This window comes from Zongyangia sp., assembly GCF_965361945.1.
Map to the genome: position 1 here is coordinate 1 of NZ_CBDTOK010000143.1, position 11,498 is coordinate 11,498.

Below are 11,498 nucleotides of genomic sequence, written 5' to 3' on the forward strand. Positions count from 1 at the left end.
ACTTAATCCCTGCTAAAGATACAGCCGAACAAACCATCAACAAAAATATAAACAACAGCATTGTTCGGACTGTGTGTGTTTTGGTGAGCCATCGGAGATTCGAACTCCGGACCCTTTGATTAAAAGTCAAATGCTCTGCCAGCTGAGCTAATGGCTCATCTCACCGCTATTCTGTTTTAGAACGCTTGATTATTATACCAATAAAAATTCCAAAAGTCAACACAAAATTTCAGTTTTTATTTTTATTTTTAAAGTGCCCGAGAAAAGGGCATTCTTAGTATATACCGAAAAGAAAAAATAATAACAGGCCGGAAAAATTTCCGGCCTGTTATCGATAGAAATGCTTTTCTTATTTTGCTTTGGTCTCAATTTCCCGCTGCGCCATTTTAATAAAGATATCGGTGGGGATAGCGCCCAGATCTCCTTCTTTTCTGGAACGGACGGAAACTGTCCCGGATTCCGCCTCCTTGTCGCCTACAATGAGCATATAGGGAACCTTTTCCAGCTGTGCTTCCCGGATCTTGTAGCCGATTTTCTCGCTGCGTTCATCTAACTCTACCCGCAGACCGGCAGCCCGCAGCTCCTTGAGGATCTCACGGCAGCGATCCAATTGCCGCTCACTGATCGGCAGGATTTTTGCCTGGACCGGAGAAAGCCACATGGGCAGAGCGCCTGCATATTTCTCCAGCAGCATGGCAATGGTCCGCTCATAGCAACCCAAAGAAGTACGATGGATAATATAGGGATATTTCTGGGTATTATCTTTGTCGGTGTAGGTCATGTCGAACTGCTGTGCCAGCATCATATCGATCTGGATGGTGATGAGGGTATCCTCTTTGCCATGGACATTCTTGGTCTGAATATCCAGCTTAGGACCGTAGAAAGCGGCTTCACCCTCAGCCTCGGTATAATCCAGCTCCAGATGATCCAGGATCTGACGCATAACGGACTGCGCCTCATTCCACATCTCGGGAGTTCCTTCGTATTTTTCACGATCGTTGGGATCCCATTTGGAGAAACGGTAGGTCAAATCATCGATAAGTCCCAGGTCGGTCATGACCTCTTTGACTAGTTTTAAGCAGTTTTTGAATTCTTCCTCCAACTGGTCAGGACGGACGATGAGATGGCCTTCAGAGATGGTGAACTGGCGCACACGGATAAGTCCGTGCATTTCTCCGGAGGCTTCATTGCGGAAGAGGGTGGAAGTTTCACCATAACGCAGAGGCAGATCACGGTAAGAATGCTTCTCACTGAGGTAAATTTGGTACTGGAAGGGGCAGGTCATGGGACGCAGGGCATAAACCTCCTTGTCCTTTTCCTCGTCTCCCAGAACGAACATGCCGTCTTTATAGTGATCCCAGTGGCCGGAGAGCTTATAAAGGTCAGATTTGGCCATATAGGGGGTCCTGGTCATAAGATAACCATATTCGTACTCTTCCTTGTCCTGAATGTAACGGTTGAGGATTTGGAAGAGCTTGGCGCCTTTGGGCATCAGCAAGGGAAGTCCCTGGCCGATAATATCAGAAGTGGTAAAGTATTTCAGCTGGCGTCCAATAATGTTGTGGTCCCTTTTTTTAGCCTCTTCTACAGCGGCCAGGTATTCTTCCAGTTGGCTTGCCTTGGGGAAGGCAGTGCCATAAACCCGGCAGAGCATGGGCAGATTGGAATCACCATGCCAATAGGCTCCGGTGGTGGAGGTCAGTTTAAAGGCTTTGACCCGGGAGGTGTCCAGAAGATGGGGGCCTGCGCATAAGTCCACAAAGTCTCCCTGGCGGAAAAAGCTGATGGGTTCCCCTTCAGAGGCGTGTTTTTCCACAAGCTCCACTTTATAGGGTTCGTTTGCTTCCTCCATCATCTTCTTGGCTTCGTCGGGGGAAAGCTCAAACCGCTCCAAAGGCAGAGCCTCCTTGACGATCTTTTTCATCTCCGCCTCGATTTTGACCAGATCTTCCTGGGAAAAGGGCTTTTCCACGTCGAAATCATAGTAAAAACCATTGTCAATGGCAGGACCGATGGCCAGCTTGGCCTCGGGGAAAAGGTGCTTGACCGCTTGTGCCAGGATATGGGAAGCGGTGTGCCGGAAGGTCCATGCACCGTCTTTGTCATCGAAGGTGAGCAGTTCCAGCTTGCAGTCTTTGGTAAGAGGGGTGCGCAGGTCGGTGAGGACACCGTCTACATGGGCTGCGCAGCAGGCTTTGTAAAGGCCTGCGCCAAGACTTTTGGCAATTTCCATCGGGGTAATACCGGCGTCGTATTCTTTGACAACGTCGCCTTTGAGCATTACTTTGATCATTGTGATCCACTCCTTTTTCTATCTTTCCATGCATCATGATGTGTGAGGGTAACAAAAAAGCTTCATCCCAGTCTGAAATCTTCAGCAGGGATGAAGCTTGCGTATCATGTCGCGTCTCCACGGTTCCACCCAGTTTGCGCACCTTGCGGTACGCCACCTTAATTGAGCCGTAACGAGACTTCACGGCGCACTCGGAAAACCTGATGCGCATTCCAAGGGTGGTAATTTGCCCGCTCCCACTCAAAAGCGCTTGCAGCCGGTGACGCTCTCTCTCTGCCAGGGGAAATAGGGACAAACCTTCCTTATCAACATGTTGTTCTGTATATAGTTGTAATAAATTCTGAATAAAATAATATTAGCATGATCAAAAGCCAATGTCAACACTACAAATTTCTTGACATAGTGCCTGAGACGGATATAATATAAATATATAATGTATAAATTTGTACTTTTATACTTTTTGGTATTTTTTCCATACAAAAAGTGATATTTGTATCGTTTTTGTGTAGATTTTTTACGCAAAAAATAAAAGGTTTCCCGGTAGATCTCCGGGGACTTTCAGCGGATATGATCCGTAGAGAGTGGAGAACGTGTTTGCCTGTGAAGGATTTATCACAGGAGGAAGAAGAAGTCCGGCCGACGTATGATTCTTGGCGAGGCATGGCTGAAAAATTCACATGGTTCCGGTACTGCCCGGGAATTTGCAAACATTATACATTACAAAATTTTGATGATGAAAAATTTATTTGCAAAGGAGGTTCAATGTAGTTTCATGGATGTCATAACAATCATTGTATGCATTGTTGTTGCTGTTGTGGTTGGTGTTGCCGCCTTTTTCCTGGGCGTTACTTATAGACGCAAAGTTGCAGAAGCCGAGATCATGTCCGCGGAAGACGAGGCGAAACGGCTGGTTTCCGACGCGATAAAAGCAGCAGAAAGCAAGAAAAAAGAAGCTTTGGTGGAAGCCAAGGATGAGATTTACAAGATGCGTTCCGAGGCGGAAAAAGAGGTCAAGGACAGACGTTCAGAAGTCCAGCGTCAGGAGCGCCGTATCAATCAAAAGGAAGAAAACCTGGACCGGAAGCTGGAAAACTTCGAAAAAAAGGAAGAAGCCCTGCAGAAAAAGATCCAGGATGCCCAACATCGCCTGGAAGAGGCAGAAGAAGTCAAAAAACGCCAGTTTGAAATGCTGGAGCGGATTTCTGGCTTCACCATTGAGCAGGCCAAAGAGTACCTGTTGCAGAACCTGGAAGACGAATTGGTACATGAGAAAGCTGTCCGCATTGATAATATGGAGTCTCAGCTTAAAGATGAGGCCGATCAAAAAGCGCGGGAAATTGTTTCCCTGGCCATTCAGCGTTGTGCAGCTGAGCATGTATCCGAGGCTACCGTGTCGGTAGTACCGCTGCCCAACGATGAGATGAAGGGCCGCATTATCGGCCGGGAAGGCCGCAATATCCGCGCCCTGGAAACCCTGACCGGCGTGGATCTCATTATCGACGATACTCCGGAAGCCATTACCCTTTCCAGTTTTGACCCGGTGCGGCGTGAAATCGCCCGTCTGTCTCTGGAAAAGCTCATTACAGACGGCCGCATTCATCCCACACGTATTGAGGAAATGGTGGAAAAATCCCGCAAGGAAGTGGAGGCCAAAATCAAACGGGACGGCGAACGTGCCGTTATGGAAACTGGCGTTCACAGTATCCATCCGGAGTTGGTCCGTTTGTTAGGCCGGATGCGTTACCGCACCAGCTATGGACAAAACGTGCTGGATCATTCTATTGAGGTTGCCTACATTGCCGGCATGATGGCGGCAGAGTTGGGGGCCGACGTGAATACAGCCCGACGTGCAGGACTGCTCCACGATATCGGAAAGGCGCTCAACCATGAGATGGAAGGCTCCCATGTGGATATCGGTGTGGACATTGCGAAGAAGTATAAGGAAAATAACGAGGTTATCCACGCTATCGCCGCCCATCATGGGGATGTGGAGGCCAAAACCATCGTGGCCTGCCTGGTACAGGCGGCTGATGCGATCAGCGCAGCCCGTCCTGGCGCTCGACGCGAGAATTTGGAAAATTATATCAAACGGCTTGAAAAACTAGAGGAAATCGCCAGCTCCTTTAACGGAGTTGAAAAATCCTATGCCATCCAGGCTGGCCGTGAGATTCGCATTATGGTTAAACCCGATGCTGTCAACGATGACCAGATGGTCTTGATGGCCCGGGAAATTGTGAAAAAGATTGAAAGTGAACTGGAATACCCTGGACAGATCAAGGTCAATGTGATCAGGGAAAACCGGGCAATCGAGTATGCGAAATAATTTGAGCAGGAAAGAGGGCCGGGTTTTCCAGCCCTCTTTTTATTTGACAATAAAGGCTGGGCTCGTAACCGGCATTCAAAAAGGTTGGGATAAACATGAGGATACTAGCGGTTGGTGATGTAGTCGGCAAAGCGGGCTGTGAGTTCTTCCGCTCCCAGATCAGCAGGTTGCGGCAGGAATATGCCTTGGATATGGTCATTGTCAATGGAGAGAATTCGGCGGAGGGAAATGGTATTACGACACCTTCGGCTAAATTTCTCTTTTCTTCCGGTGCTGATGTAATCACTACCGGAAACCATGCCCTGCGGCGCAGAGAGTGCTATGAAATTTATGAACGGCGGGACGGCGTAATCCGTCCGGCCAATTTCCACCCGGATGCCCCGGGAGAGGGCTACTACATTTTTGACGCTTTTCCTCATTCGGTGGCGGTCATCAACCTCTTGGGTCAGGTGTATATGGATGCGGTGGAGAGCCCTTTTGACTGCGTTGACAGGATTTTGGAGAAAATAGACACTCCCATTATTTTGGTGGATTTTCATGCAGAGGCCACGGCGGAGAAAATTGCCATGGCCTACCATTTAGACGGACGGGTGAGCGCTGTATTTGGCACCCATACCCATGTGCAGACAGCGGATGAGGCCATTTTCCCCAAAGGTACCGGCTATATTACCGACCTGGGGATGACCGGCCCGATTCACTCCGTTTTGGGTGTCAAACCTGAAATTGCGTTGTACAAAATGCGCACACATCTTCCCGTACGCTTCGAAAATGGAACTGATCCGTGCAAATTAGGCGGTGTAATTTTCGAAATTGATGAAAAAAACGGCAAAACAGACAAAATTTTTCGACTAAACATTCAATAATTAACGATTATTTCCTCGAACTCTTGCAATTTGCACGAAAATACGCTATTATTTAATTGCGGATTTGTATAACAGCTATAGCTACGGCAAGGGGGATTATTATGGAAATTCTTAAAGTTTCAGCAAGATCCATACCAAATTCAGTTGCAGGTGCGATAGCGGGTGTCATTCGTGAAAAAGGCGCGGTGGAAGTTCAGGCAGTTGGGGCTGGGGCTTCCAACCAGGCGGTCAAGGCGGTGGCAATTGCCAGGGGTTATTTGGCTCCCGCCGGAATCGATTTGATCTGTATTCCAGCTTTCGCCAATGTGGAAATTGATGGGGAAGAACGGACCGCCATGAAGCTTATTGTTGAGCCAAGGTAGGACGAAAGACCGAAAATCATCCTCTTGCAAGTGAAGAGAGCATCAAAAAAGAACAGAAAACAAGGGTGGGGAATCTTTGATTCCCCACCCTTATTTTATAAAACTTTTTATTGTTCTTTCATTTTTTCATTACGGATTGTCCGCATAGCGATGGCGACCTCCAGCGCCTCCTTGGCTTCCTGCAAGGCATCTGCCCCCAGTTTGACGCCAAAATAAAACTCCATCATGGCCAGCTGCTGCTGATAGAGCATCCCTTTGCCGCTGACAGTGGGAAGCCCCTGCCTTTTAGCTTCTTCTAGGAAATCGGTGGTGGGGTAGAGGACATCGGCCGCAATGCAGTTTTTAGGCAGGCGGGAGATAAAACCCAGGTGGGGGAACTGGCCCCAATGGGAGCCTCCTCCCAGACAGGTACATTGGACAGCCAGGGAGATTTCTGGGGCGACGGAGGAGAGAAACTCTTCGCTAAAGGGTCCAAAAGAGGTCTCCACACCGTAAATATTCCGGAGGGTGTCGGCGACATATTGTGCTTTTTCCAGGGTGCGGTTGACGATGGTAAACTTTTTAACCCCTCGGCTGCACAGGTCAGCGGCAATGGGGCCGGCGACCGCTCCGGCTCCGATAATCAATGCGTGCCGTCCGGAAATATCCCCCATCTCGTATTGAAGGGAGAGCCCCATTCCCGCTCCATCCAGCCCAACGCCGATAAGACGTCCATCGGCAATTTTGACGTGGTTGACACATTTAAAGGCACGGCTCGCCGGGTCGCATTCGTCCAGAAAGGGGATGATATCGGTTTTGTGGGGCATGGTCAGGTCAAAGCCTGCGGCATGGATAGTCTTGGCGGCTTTGACAAAATCGCCAAGGCCTCCTTTAGGTACGGGAACAGAAAGGTTGACAGCGTTGATATTGGAAAATTCATATAAGGCATTATGCAGATAGGTGGCACAGCATCGGTCCAACGGGTCTCCGATCTGGAACAAAATTTTGGTATCCACATCGTATTTAAGGCGCATGGTAAAACCTTCCTCTCTCATCAAGAATAATTTCTGCAAAAATCCTATATACAGAGCATACCTTCATTATAAGGCAGAATTTTTATAGGCACAAGGCGGAAAAAATAGATGAAATGGAAGAATTCTCCTGTGAGCAATTGATTTATCTGCAAAAAGTTGGTACAATATATAAGAATATTTCCGCAGTATTTTTATGAAAATTCCCCATCTGGAATCAAATGAAGTGAGGAGGGGCTTTTATGATCAAAATTGAGAATCATCTGGGAACCATTGAGATTTCCCAGGAGTTTATTGCCAATTTGGCAGGCAAAGCTGCTTCGGAATGCTTCGGCGTTGTGGGCATGGTCAACTCTACGCCATCCCAAGGGTTCCGCTCTCTGCTGAGCAAAAAAGACGCGCCGGACAAAGGAATTAGGATTCGCCAAAACGGCGGCAAATTGACCATTGATATGCATATCATCGTGACCTACGGACTGAATATTGCCGCGATTGTCAAAAGTATTGTCAATAAAGTCAGATATACTGTTGAGGACGCTACCGGATTGGATGTGCTCAAAGTCAACGTCTATGTCGACGGTATGAAGGCTGAATGACATTGGGGAGAGGAAATCGGACTGAATTTAAAGGGAGTGCTGATCACGGTGATAACAGGCCAGATATTTCGAGATGCATTGCTTTCGGCATCTAATCATATTGTCAATCAAAAACAGCAGGTGGATGAACTGAATGTGTTTCCCGTGCCCGATGGGGATACAGGAACCAATATGTCCATGACCATCTCATCGGCAGCCAGAGAACTTGCGGTGATGGATCGCCCTGGCGCCATTGGTGAGGTGGCCTCGGTGGCTTCTTCCGCCTTATTGCGGGGAGCGAGAGGAAACTCCGGCGTCATTTTGTCGCTTCTTTTCCGGGGCCTTTCCAAAGGACTGCGCGGAAAGACGGAGGCCGACGGCCGGGACTTGGCTGCTGCGCTGGATCAGGGGGTCAAAGCGGCATATAAAGCGGTGATGAAGCCAACAGAGGGAACCATTCTGACGGTGGCCCGGCTGGCTGCGGAACGGGCTGCCCAAGCGGCGGAGGAAAACAATGATCCGGTGTATGTATGGCAGGAAATATGTTCTGCGGCTGAGGACGCTCTGGCACAGACACCGGAAATGCTTCCGGTGCTGAAAAAAGCCGGTGTCGTGGATGCCGGCGGCCGGGGACTGGTGATCATCTTTGAGGGGATGATGAGCGTCTTCCGGGATGGTGTTATGATCCCTTCTAAGGAAGAAGAGGAAAAGGCGGCCGCCTCCAAGGCGGAAGCATCCAACGCCATTGGCGATTATGAAGGGGACATCACCTATACCTATTGTACAGAGTTTATCATCAGCAAAGAGAATCAGAATGATCCCTTGGCGCTGCGGGCCTACCTGGAATCCATTGGCGATTGTGTGGTCGTAGTGGATGACGATGATATTATCAAAGTTCACGTCCACACCGACAATCCAGGAAAGGCATTGCAGCATGCTTTGGGCTATGGAATGCTCACCAATATTAAAATCGATAACATGCGTCTGCAATTTGCCGGCAAGAAGGCGGCCGCCAAAAAGGAACAGGAAGAGGACACCTATGTGGCGGTGGATCCTGATACTGAGTTTGGCTTTGTGGCGGTAGCGGTAGGAGATGGAGTCAGCCAGCTGTTTTCTGACCTAGGCGTCAATCAGGTGGTCAGCGGCGGCCAGACCATGAATCCCTCTACAGATGATATCCTCAAGGCCATCCATGCCACGCCGGCCAAGAATGTGTTTGTCCTGCCCAACAATAAAAATATTATCATGGCTGCGGAACAGACCATCAAGCTCGCAGATCGGAAGGTTTACGTGCTGCAGACCCGGACCATTCCTCAGGGTGTGGCCGCAATGCTGGCGTTTGACCCGGATTTGAATGTGTCAGACAACCAGATGACCATGATGAAGGCATACGAAAGGGTAGAGACAGGTCTGATTACCTTTGCGGCCCGGGATTCCGATTATGACGGCCACAATATCAAAAAGGGCGACCTGTTGGCTCTTGATAATGGAAAACTGGCCTTTACCGACAAGGATCTGAGCCATGCACTGATCAAACTGACCCGGGCCCTGCTCCATCGGGATTCCAGCTTTGTCACCCTCTACTACGGCGCTGATGTCTCCGATGAGCAAGCCGAGGAGGTGCTGGAAGCGCTGAAGGCCAAGCTTCCCGACGACATTGAGGTGACACTGATTAACGGCGGCCAGCCGGTGTATTACTACATGATTTCGGTGGAATAACCACTTTACCTATCAAAAGGAGGGGAAATCCCCTCCTTTTTTGCTCAAGGGGGGAAAGGATGCAACCGCATAAAGATATCCGCTATCTGAAGGGAGTGGGAGAAAAGCGGGCCAAGCTTTATGAGAAGCTGGGGATTACCGATCTTGCTACCCTGCTGGAACATTACCCACGATCCTATATCGATCTGACCCAGCCTGTCTCCATCGCTGGGGCGCCCCGAGAAGAGGCAGTTCCTGTCCGCGCCGCTGTAGTTTCCAAAACCGGAGAACAGCGCATCCGCAGGGGCCTTTCCCTATTCAAGGTGGTGGTCACCGATCACAGCAGCGACATGGTTATCACCTTTTTCAACACCAAGTTTACGGTGGAAGGGCTGAAAATCGGTGAGGAATACATTTTTTACGGCAAGGTAGAAGGAACTCTCACCAAGAGGACGATGGCCTCTCCCTTGATATTCCGCTTGGGAGAAGGGGAGGGCCTTATTCCCATCTATCCGCTGACCGAGGGGCTTTCCTCCAAACTTATCAGAGAAAATATCCGCCAGGCGCTGGATGAAATGAAGGGGATGCTGGAAGACCCTCTGCCAAAAGACCTGCGGAAGAAATATCACCTCTGCCATAAATCCTACGCTGTCCAGAACATTCATTTTCCGCCAGACCGGGAAGCCATGGAGATTGCCAAAAACCGGTTGATTTTTGAGGAGCTTCTTTTTTGCCAGCTGGCCTTTCTGCGGGTGCGCAACCGCAACCGCAGGTTAAAGACCCGGCCCATGCAAGAGGTTTCTCTGGCGCCATTTTATGAGAGCCTGCCCTTCGCCCTGACGGGAGCGCAGCGCCGGAGCATCGAAGAGGCCTGCCGGGATATGACCACAGGGGTGCCAATGAACCGGCTGGTCCAGGGAGACGTGGGCTCGGGCAAAACCATGGTAGCGGCGGCCTGCATCTATTTCGCGGCCAAAAACGGGGCTCAGTCGGCTTTGATGGCGCCGACAGAGATCCTGGCCCTCCAGCACTATGAGACCCTTGCTCCCGTACTGTCCGGCTTGGGGCTTGTGGCGGAGCTGCTCACCGGCTCCACCAAAGCGGCAAAACGCAGGGAGATTCAGGAGCAGCTCAAAGCAGGGGAAATCCACCTCTTGATCGGCACCCATGCCATCATCGAAGACACGGTGGAATTTCACCGGCTGGGGCTGGTCATCACCGATGAGCAGCATCGGTTTGGCGTGGCCCAGCGGGTACGCCTTATGAATAAGGGGGATCATCCCCATGTACTGGTCATGTCCGCGACCCCCATTCCCCGGACATTGGCCCAGACGATCTACTGCGATCTGGATCTGTCCGTCATCGACGAACTGCCTCCAGGCCGGCAGAAGGTGCTGACCTATTGTATAGGTTCCGATAAGCGGATGCGGGCTTTTGGCTTCATCAAAAAACATCTGGATGCAGGGCGTCAAGCCTATATTGTATGTCCTTTGGTGGAGGCCAACGGGGAAAGCGGGTTAAAACCAGCCACGGATTATGAAAAGCTTTTGGAGGAGCGCTATTTCAAAGGCTATCGGGTGGGGCTTCTCCATGGAAAGATGAAATCCAAGGAAAAAGAGGAGGCCATCACCCGGTTTAAAAACGGGGATATGCAGCTGTTGGTTTCTACTACCGTCGTGGAGGTGGGGGTGGATGTGCCCAATGCGGTGATTATGATGATTGAAAACGCAGAACGGTTCGGCCTGTCCCAGCTGCACCAGCTCCGCGGACGGGTGGGCCGCGGCAAAGATCAGTCTTACTGCATCCTGCTCAGTGACGCCAGGGGAGAGCTGACCCGCCGGCGGCTGGAAGTGATGTGCAAGACAAACGATGGCTTTGCCATTGCCAGGGAGGATCTGAATCTGAGAGGCCCTGGCGATTTTTTCGGGGTGAGGCAGCATGGCCTTCCCACCTTAAAACTGGCCGACCTGCTCACCGACACCATAGTGCTTCAGAGAGCCCAGGAAGCCGCACGGGAAATTCTCTCTGCTGATCCAGACCTTTCCCTTCCGGAACATAAAACGCTGCTTTCCAAGGTGGAAAAGATGATGCGGGAAGTGGATTAAAAAGAAAAGCGCTTCGGATGACCGAAGCGCTTTTTTATTTTCCGATGGATTTACCGCACCGGCACATAATCGATGGCGGATTCCTCATCCGTCGCCTCTAGCTTCATGATGACCGGACGCAGGCCGTCGTTACAGCTGCAGATGGCAACGCCAGGCTTTCTGATCCAGTCGCCGTAATAGAAAAGACCGTCTCCAGCGCCATGGGCCAGAGCGAATACATACTGATAGATGGCTTTCCAGGCCTCATCGCAAAAGCCGTCAGGCTTGGC

General features: G+C 50.3%; 9 protein-coding genes and 1 tRNA gene. 6 read left to right on the forward strand and 4 right to left on the reverse strand.

Going from position 1 to position 11,498, the window contains the following annotated elements; all coding sequences use genetic code 11:
* Window positions 1-81: 81 nt before the first annotated feature.
* Both ACZ25G_RS09030 and thrS read right to left on the reverse strand, forming a co-directional pair.
* Window positions 82-157 (reverse strand) — tRNA-Lys (locus ACZ25G_RS09030).
* A 192-nt stretch (window positions 158-349) separates the two neighbouring features.
* On the reverse strand, window positions 350-2,293 hold the full coding sequence (thrS, locus tag ACZ25G_RS09035) for a threonine--tRNA ligase (RefSeq protein ID WP_463682220.1): 1,944 nt from the start codon (window positions 2,291-2,293) through the stop codon (window positions 350-352).
* A 772-nt stretch (window positions 2,294-3,065) separates the two neighbouring features.
* Between thrS and rny the strand changes: the two genes are divergently transcribed.
* The 3 genes from rny to ACZ25G_RS09050 all read left to right on the forward strand — a co-directional run bounded on the left by rny (window position 3,066) and on the right by ACZ25G_RS09050 (window position 5,841).
* A complete protein-coding gene (rny, locus tag ACZ25G_RS09040) occupies window positions 3,066-4,616 on the forward strand; it encodes a ribonuclease Y (protein WP_191482400.1) in 1,551 nt (516 codons plus the stop codon).
* 95 nt (window positions 4,617-4,711) lie between these two features.
* Complete coding sequence (locus ACZ25G_RS09045) at window positions 4,712-5,479, forward strand: TIGR00282 family metallophosphoesterase (RefSeq protein WP_191510386.1); 768 nt, start codon at window positions 4,712-4,714, stop codon at window positions 5,477-5,479.
* A gap of 101 nt (window positions 5,480-5,580) precedes the next feature.
* Window positions 5,581-5,841 carry a stage V sporulation protein S gene (locus tag ACZ25G_RS09050; protein WP_191482402.1) on the forward strand — a complete coding sequence of 87 codons (261 nt, stop codon included), beginning with the start codon at window positions 5,581-5,583 and terminating at the stop codon, window positions 5,839-5,841.
* Between the two features lie 107 nt (window positions 5,842-5,948).
* Here ACZ25G_RS09050 and ACZ25G_RS09055 read toward each other — a convergent pair whose 3' ends face one another.
* Complete coding sequence (locus ACZ25G_RS09055) at window positions 5,949-6,854, reverse strand: shikimate dehydrogenase family protein (RefSeq protein WP_463682221.1); 906 nt, start codon at window positions 6,852-6,854, stop codon at window positions 5,949-5,951.
* A 239-nt stretch (window positions 6,855-7,093) separates the two neighbouring features.
* On the opposite strand from ACZ25G_RS09055, the gene ACZ25G_RS09060 reads away from it, so the two are divergent.
* The 3 genes from ACZ25G_RS09060 to recG are packed head-to-tail and all read left to right on the forward strand — an operon-like array spanning window position 7,094 to window position 11,229.
* Window positions 7,094-7,447 (forward strand): Asp23/Gls24 family envelope stress response protein, encoded by a 354-nt coding sequence (locus tag ACZ25G_RS09060; RefSeq protein WP_191482404.1) that lies wholly within the window; start codon window positions 7,094-7,096, stop codon window positions 7,445-7,447.
* Between the two features lie 48 nt (window positions 7,448-7,495).
* Window positions 7,496-9,145 (forward strand): DAK2 domain-containing protein, encoded by a 1,650-nt coding sequence (locus ACZ25G_RS09065; protein ID WP_463682224.1) that lies wholly within the window; start codon window positions 7,496-7,498, stop codon window positions 9,143-9,145.
* Between the two features lie 59 nt (window positions 9,146-9,204).
* A complete protein-coding gene (gene recG / locus ACZ25G_RS09070) occupies window positions 9,205-11,229 on the forward strand; it encodes an ATP-dependent DNA helicase RecG (RefSeq protein ID WP_463682222.1) in 2,025 nt (674 codons plus the stop codon).
* Window positions 11,230-11,279: 50 nt separating this feature from the next.
* Here the strand turns inward: recG and ACZ25G_RS09075 are convergent.
* Window positions 11,280-11,498: TIGR04076 family protein (locus ACZ25G_RS09075; protein WP_463682223.1), on the reverse strand; the 219-nt coding region annotated here is incomplete at its 5' end.